The following is a 21125-nucleotide window of genomic DNA, read 5'->3' as shown; positions in this document are numbered from 1 at the left end:
CCTCTCTTTAAACAGGTATTCGATCATGCAGGATTATCAACGGGAATTTCTTGACTTCGCCCTCGACGTCGGGGTACTTCGGTTTGGCGAGTTCACGCTGAAATCCGGCCGGGTCAGCCCCTATTTCTTCAACGCCGGACTCTTCAATACCGGTGCCAGTCTGGCACGATTGGGACGATACTATGCCCAGGCTATTGTCGATTCCGGAATCGAATTCGATGTACTCTACGGCCCAGCCTACAAAGGCATTCCACTGGCTGCAGTAACCGCTGCTGCGCTGCATGACCATCATGGTCTGGATCTGCCCTATGCCTTCAATCGCAAAGAGGCTAAAGATCATGGCGAGGGTGGTGTGATTGTCGGACATGCCCTGGAAGGCAGAATAATGATCATCGATGATGTCATCTCTGCAGGCACTTCAGTGCGAGAATCTGTGGAGATCATCAAGAGCGAAAGTGCCATCCCCGCCGGGGTTGTTATCGCCCTGGACCGACAAGAGCGGGGACAGGGGGAGAGATCGGCCATACAGGAAGTCGAGAGTGATTACGGCATGCCTGTCAGTGCCATAGTCAAGCTTGAACAGCTGATCGAATACCTCAGTCAGAAGGATGATGACAAGGAGGCTCTGCAGCGTATTCAAGCCTATCGTGAGAATTACGGGGTCGCATAATCTGCAATCCCGGTTTGCTTCAACCTAAAGAGATCAGTTGGGCAGCGTAATTCACCCAAAAGGTAACCATCACTGTCGAAGCCGTTTTCCTTAAAATCAGGACACAGCACTGGAATGGCGCGGTCAACTGATTTTTTTAGGTTCAAGCTGGAGATTCCTCACCACCAGGCACTCGATCTACTCCGCTTCAAGTGCCGGGAGCTACTATCCATAAATAAGCTTCAATCCAACGAGGAGGGTGACAATTTCAAACCCCCTTTTGATCCATCTATTCCCTTTAGCAATTGAGAGGTGTGCTCCGAAATAGCCACCAATCAACGATCCAGCAATCAGAACAGGCAACCACTGCCAACGTATCTCCCCCAGAAGCCCTAAAGTAATAGCCCCACTGCCATTCCAAAACACCCCAACCAGGACCAAGGTGTGCGCTACTGCACGCTGATAGTCGAGACCATACCAGCGCACTAGCCAGAGCGTAACAAACAGACCTGTGCCAGAAGTGAGAGAGCCGTTCAGCACACCAATCAGGAACAACCCCACTCCCCCGGCGATCATCCCTATCCGGTCACGATGAATTGCCTTGTACTCCTGCCCCAGCTGAGGACTTAGAAAAGAGTAGAGACTCAACCCCAGGGTGAGTATTCCAAGGGAGACTTCGGCGATCCTGTCCGGTATTTGCAGAATAAGACTTGCACCAAGGATCACGCCAGGTATACCGGCTGCGAGCATAAAGATCACAAACTGACGCTCCAGCCCACCCTCGCGCAGATGTCGTATCGTGGCGCCAATCCCCAGCGCCACAGAGGCCACTTTGTGGGTCGCTAAAGCGATACCGAAAGGTAATCCAAGGAAGATTAATGCAGGCAATTGCACCAATCCCGCACCGCCACCAGAGAAGGCGGAGAAGAGATTCGCCAGAATAGAAATAATGAAAAGGGTGAACTGTTCCACAAACCAGCTATCTTATGAGGTAACTCCCGAAGTATAATCGATATTTAACGAAATTAGAGTCATAAGCGAGCATGGGTTTGAGAAATATCTGTATAGCTATCCTTTTTTGCAGCGTCTTACCCCTAAATTGTTTTGCAGGGAAGCTTTATAAATGGACGGATGACGAAGGGCGCACCCACTATTCTGATAAATTACCACCAACGGAGACACATCGGGCACGTACTCATCTAGATGAGCATGGCGTCACGATACAAAAGGTGGACGCAGCTAAGACTGCCGAGGAACTCAGGCAGGAGCGCGAAGAGGAGCGGCTGCGACTGGAGCGACAGAGGGTACTGGAAAAACAGCAGGCCCTTGATAATGTGCTGTTACGCTCCTTCCGCACTGAAGATGATATTCTGATGACCCGTAATGGGCAACTACAGGCTGTAGACACGCACATCAGGGTAACCCAATCGAATATCAAACGGCTCAAATCGACCCTTGATGACATGCAACAGCATGCCGCGCAGAGAGAATTGAGCGGAAAACCTGTCTCAGCGAAGATGCAGAAGAATATCGAGATCAAACGGCAGGCTTTAAAGGATGCCTACAGCTCCATTATCGATCGAGAACACCATAAAAACCGTATACGGCAATCATTCGCCCAGGACCTGAAGCGCTTTCGTGAATTGAAAAAGCTGAGTGCCAGCAACAATCCTATCAAAGAGGCCGAGTCAACCTTCAGTGACGCACTTCAAAATGTCTACGATTGCCAGGATGACAACTCCTGTGACAAACCCTGGATATTGGCCAAGCAGTATCTTAAAAAGCACAGCACCACAGCAATCAAAATCGATGGCAAAAACATTGTGATTGCAGGCGAGCCTGTCAATGATGGCGATATCAGCATCTCCATGTCCCGTATTGAGGATCCACAAAAGGGCAGTACTGTGATCTTCATGGATCTACAATGCAAAGCTGATCCGACAAACAGCATCCCATGTAAGAAAACATCAAAGGTATTGAAAATAAAAGAAGGGTTTCAGAAAGCACTCACCCAATAGCTGGCAGAGTGATATTCTGGTGTGGAGTATACTTTGATGGAATATGGCTGAATGCTGACCAGCAAACCCCTGATGGCCGTTAACTATCTGGAAACAGGGTTGCTGATAGAAGCCGCCACTGAATCTCCCAATGCTGCAGTGGTGATGCTTTAAATCGACTACGCAGATATTGGTGCAGCAACCCCTCTACAAGACAGGTCATCATGTTGGCAGAAATTGCGCTATCCAAGGCATGAGGCCGCCCTTCACTCCTCATCTCTCCTTCTCTCAGGATCTGTTTTAGCTGGGTCTCGAAGCGATCAAAAAACTGCCCGACACGAGCCAACAGGCGCTCTGTCTCACCCACCAGAACATCACCAAGTAAAACTCTGGTTATGCCTGGATTCCGTTCAGAGAAAACCAATAACAGGTAGAGAATTCGTGCACATCGGGTTTGTGCATCTGAATGTTCTTTGAGAATCTGATTGATGCGAATAAAGACACTCTCTTCAGCGAAATCAATCAATCCTTCGAACATCTTGGCTTTGCTTGCAAAATGACGATAGAGTGCCGCCTCAGAAACACCAACCGCCTTACTCAGAGAAGCAGTTGTAATCCTCTCCCCAGGGTTCTGCTCAAGTTCACGAGCCAGTGCCTCGAGAATCAATTGCCTACGAGGCACCTTCTTCTCTTTTGTCATCATCTACGCCGAATCAAGGTACCCACACCCTCATCCGTGAACAGCTCAAGTAAAACTGCATGGGGTACGCGTCCATCAATGATATGAGAGCTTCCCACTCCCGCTTTCACCGCTTCCAGAGCCGTGGCAATTTTAGGCAGCATGCCGCCGTGAATAGTCCCATCATCAATCAATTCATCGACCCTTTCAGCAGAGAGACCTGTCAGCAGACCACCGTCCTTATCAAGCAATCCCCGTGTGTTGGTCAGGAGTATCAGCTTCTCTGCCTGCATAACCTCTGCGACCTTACCGGCAACCAGGTCTGCATTGATATTATAGGAGTGGCCGTCCTTGCCGACACCGATGGGTGCGATTACAGGAATAAAGTCACCCTGTATCAACATATCGACCACACTCACATCAATGCTCTCCACCTCACCAACATGCCCAATATCGATGATTTCAGGAACATCCAACTCAGGCCCGATGCGGCTGATCACCATTTTTTTTGCGTGGATCAGATCACCATCCTTACCTGTCAGCCCCACAGCCGAGCCACCAGCACGGTTGATCAGACTAACGATGTCTTTATTCACCAATCCACCCAGCACCATCTCTACAACGTCCATGGTTTCGCTGTCGGTGACTCGCATCCCCTGAACAAACTCAGAATTCTTGCCCAACCGCCCCAGTAGATCGGCAATCTGTGGACCGCCGCCATGCACAACCACAGGATTAACCCCAACCAGCTTCATCAACACCACATCCATGGCAAAACTGTTTTTTAAAGCCTCGTCGACCATGGCGTTACCGCCATATTTAATGACCAGGGTTTTACCACTAAATCGCTGGATATAGGGGAGGGCTGAGGTTAATACGTGGGCAATATTCTGCGCCTGTTCAGCTGTTAGACTCATCTTTTGGTGACAACTCAGTGAGGAAGGTTTAACTATCTATACAAAGTAGCCTGATACACACCGCTTAGAATGGCAACTCAAGGTGTGGATCGACTTTATTAAGCATATCACGGAAGATGGACTGCACCTCTGCCAACCCATCTTCAGTCTCTGCCTCAAAACGGAACAGCAGTGCCGGAGAGGTATTCGACGCTCTCACCAAGCCCCACCCCTGTTCAAATTCAGCCCTTAAACCGTCTATCTTGACCATTCTGGCTCCTGGCATGTCAGGCAACAGATCGAGTGCTTCCATCACTGTCTCGGCATACCCCTCATCAAGGCGTACAACAAATTCAGGCGTCGATAGACTATCGGGAAGCTCAGCAAATACTTCTGCACTGGTACGATAATCCAGAGAGAGAATCTCAAGCAAGCGTGCCCCAGCATATATACCATCATCAAATCCGTACCAACGTTCGGAAAAAATAATATGGCCACTGAACTCCCCAGCCAACAGTGCATGGGTCTCTTTCATCTTGGCCTTCAGCATGGAGTGGCCACTCTTCCACATTAAGGGACGACCGCCATTGGAGAGTACGATATTTGCCAGATGACGGCTGCACTTCACATCGTAAATAATGTCACCACCGGGCTCACGGGTCAGCACATCGATTGCCAAATACATCAGCAGACGATCAGGCCAGATGATATTCCCCGATGAGTCAACAACTCCCAAGCGATCTCCGTCACCATCGAATGCCAGACCTAATGCAGCCTGGTGTTCTACAACAGCCTTCTGCAAATCAGCCATATTTTTCGGGTCGCCCGGATCGGGATGGTGATTGGGAAAATCACCATCGACATCACAATAGAGCTCCACTACTTCACAACCAAGCTGGCGATAGAGCTCTGGTGCAACTACAGATGCAGCACCATTCCCACAGTCAACCACTACCTTGAGGGTTTGCCCCATTCGCACATCCGAGAGCACTCTCTCAATATAGTCTTCTATGATATCCCTGGAATCAAAAGATCCTTCACCCACCAGCAATTGATCAGCATCGATACGACGACGGAGATTTTGGATCTCCTCTGGAGAGGGGCTCTCACGCCCGATTACCATTTTCAAACCATTGTATTGAGGTGGATTGTGACTGCCGGTCACTATAACCCCACACTCCGCATCGAGTTCGTGGGCAGCAAAATGGACCAGTGGCGTTGGCACCAGTCCCAGGTCAATCACATCCCGGCCACTGGCCTGAAGTCCTTGAATGAGAGAACTTTGAAGACTTTCACTCGATCTACGCGCATCCCGACCTACAATTACTGCGCTATGTCCCTGCTCATAAATCTCGCTGCCAATACCCTGACCAAGCACCGCAACGGCTTCCTCTGTCAGGACCTCACCCACAACACCACGGATATCATACGCACGAAAAATTGTTGGCGAGAGATCAACTGAACGGATCAATGTCTCAGAATCGGCTTGATCATGAATCGCCGGAACACCCTCTTCAACAGAGATCCCCATTCCTGGCTTGTCATCAGTAGCACTCCCTCGTTTGGTGGTCGCCTTTCCTGCCTGCGTGCTACGATATTCTCTTATCTGATGCTCCATTACATCCAAGGTTGGCTGGAGATCACTGAGTTGCGCCAATTGGGATTTAGGTGGACGACCCACCACCAGCGCTTCTACCAGAGAGAGTATGCTGTGTTGATCCGCTTTTAATGCTTTGGTCATCTGTTTGGAAAGCATCAATAACAGCAAAGCGGTAAAAAGAAACAGCAACGCACCGGGAGCAATCTGCATTCCGATCTTTAGAGGATCGAGCACAGCCCCGGTACTGCTCCAATAGGCGATCTGCCAAATTGATCCAGGAATAGAAATCACACCATCCGACTGTATACCTGCTGCTGCCAACAATCCCGTTCCGGCAAGCGATAAAGGCGGTTTACCAGAAATTACCTGTTGCCACTCGATACGCCCAACTGTGCTGCCGGCACTATCCAGTAACCGTTGGAACTCTTTGCTTGGAAAAGAGGCGTGAATGACCCCTTTAATCTGGCCTGCTGGCCCACGGATCGCAGCTGCAATAGCAATATGCTGGTGAGCCGTACCATACTGATGCAGTTCAGCTGGGAGCGACTGATCACTGGTTTCAGCCTGCCTCAGCAGTTGCAGTGACGCATACCCCATGTGGGGAGAGATACTCTTATCCGGCTCACTTACACCTACAGGCAGAAGACGAACCTGCAGTGCGCCAGGTACTAAATCGGTCAGTCTTTGTTGTTCACGCAGTAATTTCTCAGGGTCATTCAAGTCAAACAGCGCAGAGGTTCCAACCTGACTGGCCAACCCTCTGATCAAATCGATTTGCTGCTGAATTCCAGCACTGACAGCCTCTGCCAGGGTTTGGGCTACGGCTTTGGTATGAAACTGCTGATTGGCCTGCTTCGCATTTTGGGCCAGGTAGTAATCAGCAGCCCAAGCGGCGACGACCAGGATCAATAAGCCAAACACCCCAATCATCCAATAACCGCGAATTGTGCGCCCACTCCCTTGCTTAGCCATCTGGTCCCCATTCTTTTTTGCAAAACCCATAATAAACCCTGAATTCTATCACTACCCAGGCAGATGCTCTTCGTCATCTACAGCTCTATCATGACAACAATCTTAGATATCAATGCCTTACAGAACGACCTAAACCACCAAGCAGATTATCATGCCAAACCTTGGCCCCTAACAACAAAGCTGAGTTATTTCAGCCCACCCGGTATCTTCAGACATGAAAAACAATAGTTGTCAAAACAAGTTCAATCAGCCCGAGTTTCAGTACGATAATTGATGCCAGCATAGTGTGCAGGTCTCAATTGACTACCCCGTGAAAGAGATTCAGACAGCAAAATATTTCACCCTGATAAGAGTCGTGAATACTATTGTTGCGTTGTTGCATGATATCGTTCTGAAATTCTCGCTACGAGTTGTTGTGCCAACTGATGTTTTGACATCATGGGTAAGACTTCTCGTCCCCCTTCCCACAACAACAGTAGTTCGTTTTGATCTGACTCAAACCCCCCTTCCTTGGCACCAACTTTGTTGGCTGCAATCATTTCCACTCCTTTGGTCTGTCGTTTTGCCTCTGCATAGGCCTCCACATCGTTTGTCTCAGCGGCAAAACCGACACAAAATGGAGGCTCATCAAGACTGGCTACTTCAGCGAGTATATCTGGATTTTTTACAAGTTCCAGTGTAACTATCTCTTTATTTTTCTTAATTTTATCATGAGCAACGCTGCTAGGGCGGTAATCTGCAACAGCAGCGACCCCAATGAAGATATCCGAATCGGTCACATATGACATGACTTCAGCTCGCATCTCCTCCGCTCGCTCAACGTTGACACAGTTCACACCTGGCGGCACTGCCAATGCAACAGGACCACTTACAAGGGTTACTTCAGCACCTTGTGCTTTAAGCGCTTCGGCCAGTGCGTAACCCATTTTCCCCGAGCTGCGATTACCGATATACCGCACCGGATCGATCGGCTCCCGAGTCGATCCAGCTGTCATGAGCACATGAACACCAATCAGTGAACCCACTTCAAAGAACGCTTGTGCCAGCGCCATCAACTGCTCTGGCTCAAGCATTCGCCCTGGCCCGGTTTCACCACAAGCCTGCTCTCCAGAATCCGGCCCCCAGCTATGCACCCCACGAGCTGCAAGTCTCTTTATATTCTCCTGAGTTGCAGGGTTGAGCCACATCTGCTGATTCATTGCCGGCGCCAGGGCTATCGGCGCAATGGTAGCTAAACAGATCGTGGTCAACAGATCATCTGCCAGACCTGTAGACATTTTTGCTAAAAAATTTGCCGTTGCCGGCGCCACCAACACCAGATCCGCCCAGCGTGCCAGTGAGATATGATCCATGGCCGATTCCTGAACGGAATCGAGCAGCTCGGTATGAACCGGCTGTCCGGAGAGTGCCTGAAAGGTCAGCGGTGTGACAAATGCCTGGGCCGATGCCGTCATCACGACTCGCACCTCAGCCCCAGCTCTTTGCAGTTCGCGCAGGAGTAGTGCGCTTTTATAGGCTGCAATTCCACCAGTAACGCCTAGCAGGATTTTTTTATTTGCCAGACTGCTCATCAGTTATGTCCACACCATTCGCTCATCCCACCAAGAGTAACCCCTGGGCCTGAAAATGTTAACAAATTTGCTTTAGATGTCCCTGACAACAAAACAGGCTATGATCTCTTCTCGGTCAAACATGAGACAGGGAGGTCTTAAAATATGGCGATCACAGACTGGCCAGATGACGAGCGTCCACGGGAGAAGTTACTCCAGAAAGGCCCGGCTACACTCTCCGATGCAGAGCTACTGGCAATTTTTTTACGTACTGGTGTCAAAGGTATAACCGCCGTTGATCTTGCTCGCAACTTGTTGTCTGAGTTTGGAAGCCTTGGTGCACTGTTAAGGGCAGACCAATCCCGGTTTTGTCAGGCCAAGGGAATGGGAGTGGCCAAATTCACTCAGATTCAGGCAGCCCTTGAGATTTCGAGGCGTTATCTTCATGAACAGCTACAACACAGCGACAGTCTGACCAATCCTCAACAAACCCAGCATTATCTGCACAGCAAGCTACGCCACTATCCCTATGAGGTTTTTGCCTGCCTGTTTCTAGATAACCATCATCGGGTTATCTGTTATGAAGAGCTGTTTCGCGGCACCATCGATGGTGCCAGCGTGCATCCCAGAGAAGTAGTCAAACGCGCACTTCAACACAATGCAGCCGCGCTGATCTTTGCCCATAACCACCCTTCCGGTATTGTCGAACCCAGTCGTGCCGACAGAGCAATTACAGAACAGCTGAAAAGCGCTCTGGCTCTAGTGGACATTCGGGTGCTTGATCACATTATCATTGGCGATGGAGAGCCGGCCTCATTGGCTGAGCGGGGAATGATCTGAGAGAATCAAATCCAAATTCCCTTGATTCATAGTCTGCACTCTGATATAAATACGCGCCTTTCGCCCCCAGGGATAACAATTTTTGAGGTTTTGACTATGTCAAAAGTCTGCCAAGTAACCGGCAAGCGCCCGGTCTCGGGAAACAACGTTTCCCATGCGCACAACAAAACCAAGCGCCGTTTTCTCCCCAACCTGCATACGCATCGGTTCTGGGTTGAAAGTGAGAACCGTTGGGTTCGTCTGCGCCTTACCTCCAAAGGTATGCGCATCATTGATAAAAAGGGTATCGACTCGGTTTTATCTGAAATTCGCGCCCGTGGCGAAAAAGTCTAATCAAGGAGCATTGAGTCATGCGTGATAAAATCAAACTTGTCTCGAGCGCCGGGACTGGACATTTTTACACCACAACCAAAAACAAGCGTAATCAGCCGGGAAAGATGGAGATCAAGAAGTTCGATCCTAAGGTTCGTAAGCACGTGATGTACAAGGAGTCCAAGATCAAATAGATCTTGCACTATCCCTGGAAAAGCCCGCCACACCGGCGGGTTTTTTTATGCCAGAGATTCCTAACCAAGAGTAAAAAGCTTCTCTATGCCTAAGGTCATCCATTGATTTAAACCCGATGCAACATCAGGTTCCCTGACCGATCAACCACACACTGCCAGCCTCGCGCCAGCCAAGTGGTGGAAGCCATCTCAACAATCAAGGCGGGCCCATCGATAGACTGCTCATCAGCCAACGCCTCTCTCTCATAACAGGGAACTGGAGTATCTTCACCTGACAGACTCAACAGCTCAACTGGCTCAGCAGGTTGAGTTGTGGCAACACCTGGCAGCACAATATCGGCCTGAGCGCCGTGCAGCGCCACTCTTAAATTGACCAATTCGACGCTGCCATCCATTTGATGTCCATATCTGGACTTGTGTAGGGCATGAAACTCCCGCTCAGCCTGGATCTGGCTCTCCCAGGGCACATTGAGGGTGTAAGACTGGCCGAGATAACGTAAATCGACTGAGTAAGCCTGCTCAATCTCTTGCTGACTCATACCCTCTTGCAGCAGCCCCCTCCTGCCTTCTGCAGCAAGTTCTGACAACGCCTCATTGATCGACTTATCGTCCAGTGAATCCAGCAGCCCCAGTCGGGTTCTTACAAGCTGTCGCCCCGGTTTAGTAGCCAGCATACCCAGAGCAGAGAGCACCCCGGCATTTACAGGTACTAAAGCCGATCTCATTGCCAATGCATCAGCCAAGGCGCAAACGTGTAGCCCCCCTGCTCCGCCAAAGGAGACCAGTGTGTAGTCTCTGGGGTCTACACCACGTTGAACTGATGTAACCCGTAAGGCATGAGCCATATGCTCATTGGCCACACGGATAATCCCTTCCGCGACGGTCTCTATTGGCAGTGCCATCTGCTGCGCCAATCGCCCAACCGCCTCTTCGGCTGCCTGCCGCTGCAGTCTCATTCGCCCCCCAAGAAAGGCATCCTCCCGCAATCGCCCCAGTAGCAGGTTGGCGTCGGTTACAGTGGCCTCTCTGCCGCCTCTTGCATAACAGGCTGGCCCCGGATCTGCACCAGCCGACTCCGGGCCCACCAACAGCATGCCTCCGGCATCCAACCGAGCTATTGAGCCCCCACCAGCACCAATGGTATGCATATCAACCATCGGTACAGCCACCGGCCAGGGGCCGATACGACCTTCACGGGTAAGACGGGGAGCACCATCGATCAAGGCCACATCAGTGGAGGTTCCCCCCATATCCAGAGTCAGCAGTCGACTACGTCCAGACTCTGCGGCTATAAATCCAGCACCGACCAGACCACCGGCAGGCCCTGACAACAGCATACGTACTGCCTGACGCGCCGCTTGCTCCGCAGCAATTGCCTCACCTGAACTTTGCATCACTGAGAGACGGGTTCCCGGCAATCCGCAACTGAGGCGTTTGAGATATCCTGCCACCAACGGACCTACCCAGCTATTGAGCCAGGTAGCAATGCCCCGTTCATACTCCCCACTGGCAGGGAGCACTTCGGAGGAGCGGGAGCAGAAAACATCCCCTGATACCAGAGACTCGATCTGCCGCTCAAAACTATCATCCAGGTAGCTGAATAAGAGGTTGATGGCGACAGCCTGCGGGTTGAGCCGATCTATTTCTGCTTTCAGGCAGGCAAGATCATTCTTACTCAGAGGCTCAATAACCTGCCCATCACCTCCCAGACGCCCCCCAGTCTCAAGACAGTACTCAGATGACACTGGTGGCTCGATAGCATCAGGTTGCAGGTTGTAGAGCGCCTGACGCGCCTGACGACCAATGGTCAACAGGTCAGCCAGTCCACGGTTACCAATATAGAGGGTACGAACCCCTTTTCCCTCCAGTGCTGCATTGGTGGCGACAGTGGAGCCATGTACCAATACCAGACCGTCGGCTTCCAGTTGCAGCTCTTGAATCCCCTGCAGTATCGCCCGCTCTGGTGCCTCAGGTGTTGAGAGCACCTTGTGAATTTCTATTTTACGATCCTTGAGCAACACAAAATCGGTGAATGTGCCGCCAGTATCGACGCCCAGCAACACAGGAAATGAGGCTTGTTGATCCAGCTTTGTCATTTTCTATTCCGGCAAATATTGATAGCTATGCCGAGAGTCAGTTATTCTGCGACCTGTTTTTAGACGTTGTTAACCATGAATTTATCGGTTAAGACGTTCAAACCTATCGAGAAATGCGGATTGGTTCCAATCACAGGCCTTGCATAGCGAGCCAAGAGTGATATGTTTGGCGGGCTTCTGCAACGACTTTTTTATCTATTCCACAACAGCTTGAGTACTGCCCGTCCACCTTTATCAACAATGCTGAACCTCCTCTCAACCAACCAGCTTTGCAGAAGCTTTAATCAAGTTCAGATTGTCGAACCTCTCGACCTGCAACTCTCCAAAGGAGACATCCTTGGACTGCTGGGTCCCAATGGTGCTGGTAAATCGACCATCATGCGCATGATTTGTGGTGATCTTGCTGCGAGTGGTGGCTCAGTGGAGATCTGCGGCTTTGATCTACTTGAGCAGCCACAGCAAGCCAAACGGCAAATCGGCTACCTGCCTGAGCGTCCTCCACTTCACCCCGATCAGACCGTCGATGAGTTCCTTGCTGATTGCGCGAGGCTTCATGGCCTGAAACGAAAACAGATAGAAGAGGCTAAACAATCGACCAAACAACAGTGTGGACTGGAAGAGTATGGCAAACGATTAATCCGTAAACTCTCCAAAGGCTATCAGCAGCGGGTTGGCCTGGCACAAGCCATTATTCATGACCCCAGGCTGCTCATTCTCGATGAGCCGAGCGATGGTCTGGACCCGGCTCAGATCCGTCAATTGCGGGAATTGATCCGCACACTGGCCACTGACAAGGCAGTCATTCTCTCCAGCCATATCCTGCCGGAGATTCAAGCCACCTGTAACCGGGTGGTTATCCTGCAGCAGGGCAAAACCGTCTATAGCGGAGAGATCACGCCAGCCGATCAGTCCTACTACCGACTGGGCCTTGAACAAAATCCCCTGGAGTCTGAAATCGCAGCACTACCGGCAATTGCCTCTGCCGAGCAGTTACACACTGACTATTTTCTGATAACCCTCGAGCAGGGGTGCCGACCCAGTGAGTGTCTGCAACAGATACTTAGCCGAGGCTGGCAAGTATGTGAGCTGTCCCCCGAAACCCGCAGCCTGGAGCAGCTTTTCCTGCAAGCCACCACAGGAGGCATTCAATGAGCTGGCCTCTTGCCTCGATTGAGTGGCGGCGATTGATGCGCACCCCCCTTGCCTGGAGTTTGCTCGCGCTCTGTTTATGTCTGCTCAGCTGGCAGTTTCTCGGCACCCTGGAATCCTTCAGCGGCATGCAGACAGAGCATAGGAAACTGGGTCTCAGTCACCACCTCAGTCTGCAGCTGTATGGACTGACTGCAGTGCTGATTCTGATCATCACGCCGATACTTACCGCCCGCACTTTCAGTGATTCATTCCGCATTGGAAGCTATGCACTATTGAGCAGCGCACCACTTTCGAACAGCAATATCCTCCTCGGTAAATTTTTTGGCGTGCTGCTGTTTCTCGCTCTAATCGTCGCAATACCGTTGTTACTCAGCCTAAGCCTTTCCGGAGGTACACGACTTGATCTTGGGCTACTCATGGCCGCCACCATCGGACTGCTGCTATTGAGCGCCAGCTTCACGGCTATCGGGCTCTATTTTTCCACCTTGAGTGACAATCCTGGGGTTGCTGCAGCTGGAAGCTATGGCTTGTTGATGTTGATTTCCCTGTTGGATCAACAGACAGATGGCAGTAGTTTCATACATTGGCTGGCGTGGCCCTCACACTACCTGGATCTTCAACTGGGGCTGGTTCGCCTCAGTGATCTGTCCTATTTCCTGCTTCTGGCCCTGTTCTTTCTGGGACTGGCCCTACACAGACTGGACAGACTGCGGAGGGGATGATGGGCTGGCTAAAGATAGGATTCAACGACCTGCTGTTTTATCTGCTGATGCTGATCATCCTGATACTACTGGCCTGGCTGAGTGGTCGATACGATTTTCATTGGGATTTGACCCACCAGGGGAGCAACAGTCTCAGTCCGGTCAGCATTGAGACCATTCAACGCACCCCTGGCCCCCTGACCGTTATAGCCTATGTACCGGAAACCACTAAGCTGCGTGATCAGGTTCGTCGCTTTATCGGCCGTTACCAATACCTGAAACCAGATATCGAACTGACTTTTATAGATCCCCTGCGCCACCCCGATCAGACCCGCCGGCAGGGGATCAGCCTCTCAGGAGAGATCCTGCTCAGTTACAACCAGCGGGAAGAGCGTATACAGCGACTGGATGAGGAACAATTTACCAACGCCGTATTGCGACTGGGGCAGACAGATAGACGCTGGGTTGCCGGATTGACAGGCCATGGCGAGCGCGACCTGCTAGGCAAGGCCAATCATGATCTCGGTGACTTTGGCGCCACCCTGAAACAGCAGGGTTATCAGGTGATCGGCATTGACCTGGCCACCACGCCAACCCCGCCCGACAATACGGCTTTACTGATTATAGCTTCACCACAAAGAGCCTTGCTCGCTGTCGAGATTGCGCGCCTCAGGAGCTATCTGGCAGAAGGCGGCAACCTGCTGCTGCTTAGTGAACCTGAGAGTCAGGTTGGCGACTCACTGATGCGACAGCTGACTGGTATAAAACAGCTTCCCGGTACTATTGTTGATGCCAATGTGAAAGAGCTTGGCATCGATAACCCAGCGATTGCCCTGGTACCCAGATATCCTGATCACAAGGCCATGCAAGGATTCAACCTGCTGACCCTGTTTCCTCAGGCTGCGGCGCTTCAGATTCCAAAACAGAGCATGTGGTCCCCCACCCCTATCCTGCAGACGCAGGAGAGGAGCTGGAACGAAACAGGATCACTCCAGGGTGAAATCGAACGCAACCCACTGTCAGGCGAGGAACCGGGGCCATTAACGCTCGGTGTGACGCTCACTCGACAGCTTGATGATCAACAGCAGCGCATCCTGGTCATTGGCGATGGTGACTTTCTATCCAATAGTTTTCTCAGCAATGCCGGCAACCTGGATCTGGGGCTGACCATCAGTCGTTGGCTTGTCGGTGATGACCAGCTGATAGGTATTCCAGTAACTGAAGCCAGTGACCGGGAGTTGCACCTCTCTCAACTTGCTATCGGAGTGATTGGTTTCGGCTCTCTCATCGTCGCACCAATTCTGTTACTGTTGTTCGGTGGTTTGATGATGTGGCGTCGAAATCGCGCTTAGGTCTGAATGACTCTGTTTGGTTCGAGTTTGCGAATGAACTACACTCTCAGACCTGAATAGAAGATCAAAAAATCATCTTCACCTGTTCCTGAGTGAAGATGCAGGTAGCCCGGCAACAGCCTAGGGTCTACCAAAGCCGAATAACTGATTCCACACGGATAACATGCAACGCCAGCTGCGAACCAACCTGACCTTATTACTTGTCATCAGCCTCCTGACAGCAGTGGTGTGGTGGTCGCAACCTGCAGCGGTAACCCCTCTCAGCCAACTCTTACCACAACAGATCACCAGAGTAGAACTCAGCGGTCCTGCAAGAGAGACCATCACCATGACACTTACCGGGGATCAGTGGATGATAGGAGAACGTGCTGGAATCAACTCAAGAGTCAAACAACTTCTGGAGATCTGCCGAACAGAGAGCCTTCGTCATTTCCCCGCCCCAGCAGAACTCAAACCTTTCGGATTGGATCAACCCAGCCTGATACTACGCCTTAACCAGACGCAGTTTTCATTTGGCACAACCGACCCGATCAATGGCTGGCGGTATGTATTGCACAGGGGTGAGATTCATCTGATCGGTAACGGATTCCAGCACCATCTGATCGCTCCCATTGATGCCTGGCTGGAGAGTCGGGATGCCTGAACTTCCCGAAGTGGAGACAACACGTCTCGGTATCTCTCCCCACATCACCGGCAAACGGGTCAAACAAGTAGTGATTCGTCATCCCCGACTTCGCTGGCCTATTCCTGAAGAGCTGCCCCAGCTACTTACTGGCCGCAAGCTGCTCGCGGTAGCCAGACGAGGTAAATACCTGCTGTTGAGCTTTCATCATGGCACCCTGATCCTACATTTGGGTATGTCAGGCAGTCTACGCATTGTCGATCCATCAAGCCCTGCACAAAAACATGACCACTTCGACCTGCAACTCAGTAGTGGAAAGCAGCTCAGACTTAGGGACCCCCGCCGATTTGGTGCGGTACTCTGGACCGACAAACCACCAACCCAACACCCACTGATCGCCAACCTGGGCCCGGAGCCTTTAGAAGATGAATTCAGTGGGGAGTATCTGCACAGCCGGGGGAGCAGTCGCCGTATTCCTGTTAAACAACTGATTATGGACAGTAAAACCGTCGTCGGGGTAGGGAACATTTATGCCAGCGAGTCCCTGTTCAAATCTGGCATCCATCCTACCCGTCCCAGTAACCGGATCTCTGGTGAGCGATACCAACGACTCGCCCTGGCAATAGAGGAGACTCTGAATGCAGCAATAGCTCAAGGAGGTACAACATTGCGCGATTTCCGCAGAGAGGATGGTAAACCGGGTTATTTCGCACAACAGCTGCAAGTCTATGGAAAAGCTGGTGAACCCTGCCCTGTCTGTGGCAATCCGATCCATAGCAAGGCCATAGCACAGCGATCAACTTTCTTCTGTAAAGCATGTCAGCACTGAGATCTCAAGGAGATGCCCCATTGATTTCTACTGAGCTCTCATCTAGCATGCGCTGGTTTGCTCTAACTGACATCGCCAATGGATATTAAAAGCCTACGCCAACTCATAGCCGATGACATGGATGCTGTCGATAAATTGATCATTCAACAACTCAAGTCTGATGTTGTGCTGATCAATCAGATTGGAGCTTACATCGTACATAGCGGTGGCAAACGTCTGCGACCCATGATCGTACTGCTGGCAGCAAGCGCGTGCGGCTATGCCGGCGAAAAGCACATCAATCTCGCCTCTATCATCGAATTCATCCACACCGCCACGTTGTTGCACGATGATGTCGTCGATGGTTCAGATCTGCGTCGCAACAGAGAGACTGCCAATGCGGTCTGGGGTAACGAGGCCAGCGTGCTGGTTGGGGATTTTCTCTACTCCCGCTCATTTGAAATGATGGTGGAAGTTGGACGGATGCCCGTTATGGACATCCTCTCACATGCAACCAATCGCATCGCCGAAGGCGAGGTTCTACAGTTGCTCAATGTACACAACCCAGACACCAGCGAATCTGACTACATGGAAGTGATCAAGCGTAAAACCGCCACCCTGTTCGAGGCTGGCTCGCGACTTGGTGGCGTAATCTCAGAGGCCCCCCAGGAACAGCAACAGGCCTTGGCCGACTACGGCCTTCACCTGGGTATCGCTTTCCAGCTGGTGGATGATGCCCTCGATTACCACTCAAGTAATGATGATATCGGCAAGAATATCGGCGACGACCTGGCTGAGGGTAAACCCACCCTGCCATTGATCCAGGCGATGAAAAAGTCAGATGAGAAACAACGCCAACGACTTGCCTCGGTCATCGAGAATGGCGGATTGGAAGAGATCGATTTCGTCATGCAGGCTATCCAGGAGAGTGATTCGATTGCCTATACAATGCAGCTTGCACAGCAACAGGCGCAGCTCGCAAAACAGGCACTGGAATCGATACCGAACAACCCATACCGAGAGGCACTGGCTGAGCTGGCCGACTACTCAGTTGCCAGAACCCATTGATCAGCCCAGGCTATTCCTATACCATTTTCGGCTCTCTGTAACGGCCATAGATTCGGGGTGTAGCTCAGCCTGGTAGAGCACTGCCTTCGGGAGGCAGGGGCCGGAGGTTCGAATCCTCTCACCCCGACCAGCATATTCAATTCGATAACTATCGATCTACCATCCCTACTTGTTGCGATACCAGGATTGCGTGGCATTAGTGGAGTATCACAGCAACAGATAGAGTTACTCACTTCCCACTACAAGCTACTGATTGCTCTCAATTCTGAGTCAAATACAGTAAATATCTGAATAGCTGCGTTTTTTCTGTTATAGTGGTCAATTCGAGGCGCCTTACCGGTTAGCGCCTGCACGATCAACAGATCGCCGAAATAGCTTAAGCCGTCGCTTATCCCTCATTCGGGACGATGCTTCCCGCTTGATCACAGAATTCTTTTTTACAGCCCGGACCGGCTCCCGCCAGCAGATGCTGATGCAGGGAGGGCACGACCGGAGTACCTTTTATAGTTCCAATCAGACACCCGAAAACTGTTTTTCGGATGTTCGCCAGAGGTTAGAGTTCGCTCTACACCTCCTGAAAAATCCCAAATATTTACAATAACCAGCTAACAGTTCCATAGGTATGGTGCTGCCTGTCGGTTATGGAGCACAATTTTATGTCATTTGAAAACCTCGGCCTTTCGGCTGAACTCCTGCGCGCAGTCAGCGAGCAGGGCTACTCTGAAGCCACGCCTATTCAAAGTAAGGCGATACCTGTCATCCTTAGTGGTAAGGATGTCATGGCCGGTGCCCAGACCGGTACCGGAAAAACTGCTGGTTTCACCCTGCCTCTTTTGCAACGCTTATCTGAAAAAACAGTTAACAATGGCCGCCGCCCTGTCAGGGCTCTGGTCTTGACCCCTACCCGGGAACTGGCAGCTCAGGTAGCGGCCAGTGTAGAGACTTATGGTCGCCACCTTCCACTTCGTTCAGCAGTGGTGTTTGGTGGTGTCAAAATCAATCCCCAGATAGAGAAGTTGCGTCGCGGAGTCGACATTCTGGTTGCCACACCAGGCCGCCTATTGGACCACGCCAGTCAAAAAACTGTGGACCTCTCACAGATTGAGATATTGGTTCTGGATGAAGCCGATCGTATGCTGGACATGGGATTCATACATGACATACGCAAAGTCCTGGCACTTTTACCCACTAACAGCACTCGCCAAAATCTTCTTTTCTCCGCCACCTTCTCCAGTGATATCAAAAAACTGGCCGACCGTTTATTGGATCGTCCTGAGCTGATCGAAGTTGCCCGTAGAAACACAACGGCTGAACGGATCAAGCAAGTTATCCATCGTGTCGATAAAAATCGCAAGAGAGAGATGCTGAGCTATATGATTGGCTCCCAAAACTGGCGCCAGGTATTGGTCTTTACCCGCACCAAACATGGTGCGAATCGTCTGGCACAACAGCTGGAAAAGGATGGACTCAGCGCATCGGCAATCCACGGCAATAAAAGTCAGGGTGCCCGCACTCGCGCACTCGCCAGCTTTAAAAATGGTGACGTACGGGTTCTCGTTGCCACTGACATTGCAGCACGCGGCCTGGACATCGACCAGCTTCCACATGTTGTAAATTACGAATTGCCCAACGTCCCTGAGGATTACGTGCATCGAATCGGTCGCACAGGACGTGCTGGGAATGAAGGTGAAGCCATCTCACTGGTATGCGTTGATGAACTCAAGTTACTGAAGGATATTGAGCGTCTGCTGAAAAAACCGATTCCTGAGGTTGTTATTGAGGGTTATGAACCAGACCCAGCGATAAAAGCGGCTCCTCTAAAAAAACAGAGCAACAACAACCCTCAACGTAGAAACGGTAGGCGGCCTGAAAACAGAACCAAAGCGAGTAACAACAACGCTAAAAAATCTGCTAACTCGCAGCAGCAACACTCAAAGTCGAAAGAAGCTGGTGAAAAACAGTTATCCACCAAGGCACCACATAAACATAAGCGGCGCACTCAGAGTGGAAATAGAAGCAGCACCTCTAATCAGCACCCACGCCCAAGCAGAAGAAGAGAGACTGCAGCGCTACTAGGTGGCGGCTATAGTGATGAGTGATCCGGCGGCTTGCCTGAACACCGACACGTATTATTCACTGACAAATATCTTTTTGTAATCCAGCCATACGGGTGGAGGTTGAGACAACCTCCACCCACTGCTACTTACCAATAGAGCGGTACACCAACATCGATCAGAATACTTCCGTAGCCTTCATCCATCCCCCCCTGTGGTTTAGCAACAGATCGTGCGTATCCCTTTCCTGAATGGAGAATAGAGCTACCATAAGAATCACCAATGCCAGGCTGAATGGCAGTAGGCTGTGAGGAAGAATCAGCTAGACCATCATAAAGATCAGGATTATTTCCAGTCACATCAAATGCACCAGCATATAGATTGGTTGACAGGATCATAGCCGCAGCAAGCATAATTTTTTTCATCTCAATCTCCTCGTATGTTCAAATTTAATGCAGTTAATTCTGCTTTCAATTCTATTTACGCATGCAACTGGAGAATGGATTCGATTATGTTTATAAAGTCAGCTGCAAATATCAAGGTCTGTAGGGTGCGGCCCTGCCGCACCATACCCAACTGAAATGAAAACCACCTAATACGCAGACAACAGACGTTGTCAGGAACGAAAAAAACAATCGGTATTTACGTGGAACCCTCACCCTACATCATCGCACTATTATAAACCTGGCGATCCAAGCATAATAGTTTGCCTACCATATAGGTTAAACCAACCTAAACTCCCCCAACAATAGATAAGGGAGATCGAAGAGCAATAAAAAACGGACTGATTTCTACCCGCTTCTAGTAATTAGGCAGTTGATAATCTTGGAAACAATCTATACATTTTTACTCGCATCCCTGCTTTTATGTATTGCGCCAGGCCCAGACAATATTTTTGTTTTGACTCAATCGGCACTTCATGGAGCTAAAAAAGGAGTGCTTGTTACACTGGGGCTCTGCACTGGCCTGATCGTCCATACCATAGCTGTTGCACTTGGGGTTGCAGCGCTTGTAAAAGCATCACCCGTAGCTTTCAATCTGCTTAAATACATGGGTGCCTTTTATCTTCTCTATCTCGCCTGGAAAGCCTTTACTTCATCATTGAATCCTTTGGGTAGATTTCAAGATAGCAGACTATCTGACCTCCAGTTCTTTGGGCGTGGTGTCATTATGAATATAACCAATCCCAAGATAACCATATTCTTTCTTGCCTTTTTACCACAGTTCACCAACCCCGATCAGGGAGGCATGATTCAGCAGATATTTCTCCTGGGCTTTATATTTATCCTGATAACCCTAATGATATTTGGCGCTGTGGCAGTAATGGCTGGCACATTGGGCTCTTGGCTTAATCACTCACCCAAAGCTCAGTTTTATCTCAATCGTGTAGCAGGATTGGTATATATTGCACTTGTTCTGAATCTGCTTTTTGGTCGTACCCTGTAGGTTATCAGCCTGCGAAGTATCTGGATTCCAACTTGCATCCAATGTCGATACTTATGCTCTGGTTTGCATGTAGGGTGCCGGCCCTGCCGCACCATGCCCAACTGAAATGAAAACCACCTGATAAGCAGGTTAACAGA

The 21125-nt window shown here is 50.6% G+C and carries 20 protein-coding genes, 1 tRNA gene and 1 pseudogene; 15 read left to right on the top strand and 7 right to left on the bottom strand.

Annotation, left to right across the window (positions count from 1 at the left end):
* The first annotated feature begins 25 nt into the window (after positions 1-25).
* A complete protein-coding gene (gene pyrE / locus AC4IFB_RS17685) occupies positions 26-670 on the top strand; it encodes an orotate phosphoribosyltransferase (RefSeq protein WP_490780884.1) in 645 nt (214 codons plus the stop codon).
* A gap of 204 nt (positions 671-874) precedes the next feature.
* Here pyrE and AC4IFB_RS17680 read toward each other — a convergent pair whose 3' ends face one another.
* Positions 875-1621 (bottom strand): sulfite exporter TauE/SafE family protein, encoded by a 747-nt coding sequence (locus tag AC4IFB_RS17680; RefSeq protein WP_490778082.1) that lies wholly within the window; start codon positions 1619-1621, stop codon positions 875-877.
* 71 nt (positions 1622-1692) lie between these two features.
* Between AC4IFB_RS17680 and AC4IFB_RS17675 the strand changes: the two are divergent.
* Positions 1693-1839: pseudogene (locus AC4IFB_RS17675) on the top strand (DUF4124 domain-containing protein); the annotation flags it as partial.
* Positions 1840-1878: 39 nt separating this feature from the next.
* Positions 1879-2667, top strand: coding sequence for a hypothetical protein (locus AC4IFB_RS17670; protein WP_490780952.1), 789 nt, complete (start codon positions 1879-1881; stop codon positions 2665-2667).
* A 79-nt stretch (positions 2668-2746) separates the two neighbouring features.
* On the opposite strand, the gene slmA is transcribed toward AC4IFB_RS17670, so the two are convergent.
* From slmA to coaBC, 4 genes are all read right to left on the bottom strand, one after another.
* On the bottom strand, positions 2747-3346 hold the full coding sequence (gene slmA, locus AC4IFB_RS17665) for a nucleoid occlusion factor SlmA (RefSeq protein WP_490780949.1): 600 nt from the start codon (positions 3344-3346) through the stop codon (positions 2747-2749).
* On the bottom strand, positions 3346-4242 hold the full coding sequence (argB, locus tag AC4IFB_RS17660; RefSeq protein ID WP_490780883.1) for an acetylglutamate kinase: 897 nt from the start codon (positions 4240-4242) through the stop codon (positions 3346-3348). The genes slmA and argB overlap by 1 nt, the downstream gene beginning before the upstream one ends.
* A gap of 64 nt (positions 4243-4306) precedes the next feature.
* The gene (locus tag AC4IFB_RS17655; protein ID WP_490780882.1) at positions 4307-6793 is read right to left on the bottom strand and encodes a phosphomannomutase/phosphoglucomutase; all 2487 of its coding nucleotides are present in this window, start codon (positions 6791-6793) and stop codon (positions 4307-4309) included.
* Positions 6794-7155: 362 nt separating this feature from the next.
* Positions 7156-8364: a bifunctional phosphopantothenoylcysteine decarboxylase/phosphopantothenate--cysteine ligase CoaBC gene (gene coaBC / locus AC4IFB_RS17650; RefSeq protein ID WP_490780881.1), complete on the bottom strand. Its 1209-nt coding sequence runs from the start codon at positions 8362-8364 to the stop codon at positions 7156-7158.
* 144 nt (positions 8365-8508) lie between these two features.
* Here coaBC and radC point away from each other — a divergent pair, with 144 nt between their 5' ends.
* The 3 genes from radC (at position 8509) to rpmG (ending at position 9689) form a co-directional block, all read left to right on the top strand.
* Complete coding sequence (gene radC / locus AC4IFB_RS17645) at positions 8509-9183, top strand: RadC family protein (RefSeq protein ID WP_490778088.1); 675 nt, start codon at positions 8509-8511, stop codon at positions 9181-9183.
* A 96-nt stretch (positions 9184-9279) separates the two neighbouring features.
* Positions 9280-9516 (top strand): 50S ribosomal protein L28, encoded by a 237-nt coding sequence (rpmB, locus tag AC4IFB_RS17640; RefSeq protein ID WP_490778089.1) that lies wholly within the window; start codon positions 9280-9282, stop codon positions 9514-9516.
* A gap of 17 nt (positions 9517-9533) precedes the next feature.
* Positions 9534-9689 carry a 50S ribosomal protein L33 gene (gene rpmG / locus AC4IFB_RS17635; protein ID WP_068990016.1) on the top strand — a complete coding sequence of 52 codons (156 nt, stop codon included), beginning with the start codon at positions 9534-9536 and terminating at the stop codon, positions 9687-9689.
* Positions 9690-9796: 107 nt separating this feature from the next.
* Here the strand turns inward: rpmG and AC4IFB_RS17630 are convergent, their stop codons facing one another.
* Positions 9797-11785, bottom strand: a complete 1989-nt coding sequence (locus AC4IFB_RS17630; protein ID WP_490780880.1) for a hydantoinase/oxoprolinase family protein — start codon at positions 11783-11785, stop codon at positions 9797-9799.
* Between the two features lie 162 nt (positions 11786-11947).
* Here AC4IFB_RS17630 and AC4IFB_RS17625 point away from each other — a divergent pair, with 162 nt between their 5' ends.
* From AC4IFB_RS17625 to AC4IFB_RS17590, 8 genes are all read left to right on the top strand, one after another.
* Positions 11948-12937 (top strand): ABC transporter ATP-binding protein, encoded by a 990-nt coding sequence (locus tag AC4IFB_RS17625; RefSeq protein WP_490780879.1) that lies wholly within the window; start codon positions 11948-11950, stop codon positions 12935-12937.
* A complete protein-coding gene (locus tag AC4IFB_RS17620) occupies positions 12934-13659 on the top strand; it encodes an ABC transporter permease (protein WP_490780878.1) in 726 nt (241 codons plus the stop codon). The genes AC4IFB_RS17625 and AC4IFB_RS17620 overlap by 4 nt, the downstream gene beginning before the upstream one ends.
* Positions 13659-14990: a GldG family protein gene (locus tag AC4IFB_RS17615; protein ID WP_490780877.1), complete on the top strand. Its 1332-nt coding sequence runs from the start codon at positions 13659-13661 to the stop codon at positions 14988-14990. The genes AC4IFB_RS17620 and AC4IFB_RS17615 overlap by 1 nt, the downstream gene beginning before the upstream one ends.
* A 163-nt stretch (positions 14991-15153) precedes the next feature.
* Positions 15154-15633 (top strand): DUF4340 domain-containing protein, encoded by a 480-nt coding sequence (locus tag AC4IFB_RS17610; RefSeq protein ID WP_490780876.1) that lies wholly within the window; start codon positions 15154-15156, stop codon positions 15631-15633.
* Complete coding sequence (mutM, locus tag AC4IFB_RS17605) at positions 15626-16441, top strand: bifunctional DNA-formamidopyrimidine glycosylase/DNA-(apurinic or apyrimidinic site) lyase (RefSeq protein ID WP_490780875.1); 816 nt, start codon at positions 15626-15628, stop codon at positions 16439-16441. The genes AC4IFB_RS17610 and mutM overlap by 8 nt, the downstream gene beginning before the upstream one ends.
* A gap of 78 nt (positions 16442-16519) precedes the next feature.
* Positions 16520-17488 (top strand): polyprenyl synthetase family protein, encoded by a 969-nt coding sequence (locus AC4IFB_RS17600; RefSeq protein WP_490780874.1) that lies wholly within the window; start codon positions 16520-16522, stop codon positions 17486-17488.
* A gap of 53 nt (positions 17489-17541) precedes the next feature.
* Positions 17542-17618: transfer RNA gene (locus tag AC4IFB_RS17595), tRNA-Pro, on the top strand.
* A 526-nt stretch (positions 17619-18144) separates the two neighbouring features.
* Positions 18145-19587: a DEAD/DEAH box helicase gene (locus AC4IFB_RS17590; protein ID WP_490780873.1), complete on the top strand. Its 1443-nt coding sequence runs from the start codon at positions 18145-18147 to the stop codon at positions 19585-19587.
* Positions 19588-19691: 104 nt separating this feature from the next.
* Here the strand turns inward: AC4IFB_RS17590 and AC4IFB_RS17585 are convergent, their stop codons facing one another.
* Positions 19692-19967, bottom strand: coding sequence for a hypothetical protein (locus AC4IFB_RS17585; protein WP_490778098.1), 276 nt, complete (start codon positions 19965-19967; stop codon positions 19692-19694).
* 400 nt (positions 19968-20367) lie between these two features.
* Between AC4IFB_RS17585 and AC4IFB_RS17580 the strand changes: the two genes are divergently transcribed.
* Positions 20368-20988: a LysE family translocator gene (locus tag AC4IFB_RS17580; RefSeq protein ID WP_490780872.1), complete on the top strand. Its 621-nt coding sequence runs from the start codon at positions 20368-20370 to the stop codon at positions 20986-20988.
* Positions 20989-21125: the final 137 nt, after the last annotated feature.

It is taken from the genome of Candidatus Thiodiazotropha sp. AKIB8 (genome assembly GCF_058244675.1).
Note: the sequence above shows the minus strand (reverse complement) of the source record. Positions and strands in the feature narration are given on the sequence as shown.

What these genes read in the sequence shown, in the direction of transcription:
- pyrE (WP_490780884.1), top strand. Translation starts at nt 26, where the DNA reads ATGCAGGATTATCAACGGGAATTTCTTGACTTCGCCCTCGACGTCGGG.
- slmA (WP_490780949.1), bottom strand. Translation starts at nt 3,346, where the DNA reads ATGACAAAAGAGAAGAAGGTGCCTCGTAGGCAATTGATTCTCGAGGCA.
- argB (WP_490780883.1), bottom strand. Translation starts at nt 4,242, where the DNA reads ATGAGTCTAACAGCTGAACAGGCGCAGAATATTGCCCACGTATTAACC.
- AC4IFB_RS17655 (WP_490780882.1), bottom strand. Translation starts at nt 6,793, where the DNA reads ATGGCTAAGCAAGGGAGTGGGCGCACAATTCGCGGTTATTGGATGATT.
- coaBC (WP_490780881.1), bottom strand. Translation starts at nt 8,364, where the DNA reads ATGAGCAGTCTGGCAAATAAAAAAATCCTGCTAGGCGTTACTGGTGGA.
- radC (WP_490778088.1), top strand. Translation starts at nt 8,509, where the DNA reads ATGGCGATCACAGACTGGCCAGATGACGAGCGTCCACGGGAGAAGTTA.
- rpmB (WP_490778089.1), top strand. Translation starts at nt 9,280, where the DNA reads ATGTCAAAAGTCTGCCAAGTAACCGGCAAGCGCCCGGTCTCGGGAAAC.
- rpmG (WP_068990016.1), top strand. Translation starts at nt 9,534, where the DNA reads ATGCGTGATAAAATCAAACTTGTCTCGAGCGCCGGGACTGGACATTTT.
- AC4IFB_RS17630 (WP_490780880.1), bottom strand. Translation starts at nt 11,785, where the DNA reads ATGACAAAGCTGGATCAACAAGCCTCATTTCCTGTGTTGCTGGGCGTC.
- AC4IFB_RS17625 (WP_490780879.1), top strand. Translation starts at nt 11,948, where the DNA reads ATGTTTGGCGGGCTTCTGCAACGACTTTTTTATCTATTCCACAACAGC.
- AC4IFB_RS17620 (WP_490780878.1), top strand. Translation starts at nt 12,934, where the DNA reads ATGAGCTGGCCTCTTGCCTCGATTGAGTGGCGGCGATTGATGCGCACC.
- AC4IFB_RS17615 (WP_490780877.1), top strand. Translation starts at nt 13,659, where the DNA reads ATGGGCTGGCTAAAGATAGGATTCAACGACCTGCTGTTTTATCTGCTG.
- AC4IFB_RS17610 (WP_490780876.1), top strand. Translation starts at nt 15,154, where the DNA reads ATGCAACGCCAGCTGCGAACCAACCTGACCTTATTACTTGTCATCAGC.
- mutM (WP_490780875.1), top strand. Translation starts at nt 15,626, where the DNA reads ATGCCTGAACTTCCCGAAGTGGAGACAACACGTCTCGGTATCTCTCCC.
- AC4IFB_RS17600 (WP_490780874.1), top strand. Translation starts at nt 16,520, where the DNA reads ATGGATATTAAAAGCCTACGCCAACTCATAGCCGATGACATGGATGCT.
- AC4IFB_RS17590 (WP_490780873.1), top strand. Translation starts at nt 18,145, where the DNA reads ATGTCATTTGAAAACCTCGGCCTTTCGGCTGAACTCCTGCGCGCAGTC.
- AC4IFB_RS17585 (WP_490778098.1), bottom strand. Translation starts at nt 19,967, where the DNA reads ATGAAAAAAATTATGCTTGCTGCGGCTATGATCCTGTCAACCAATCTA.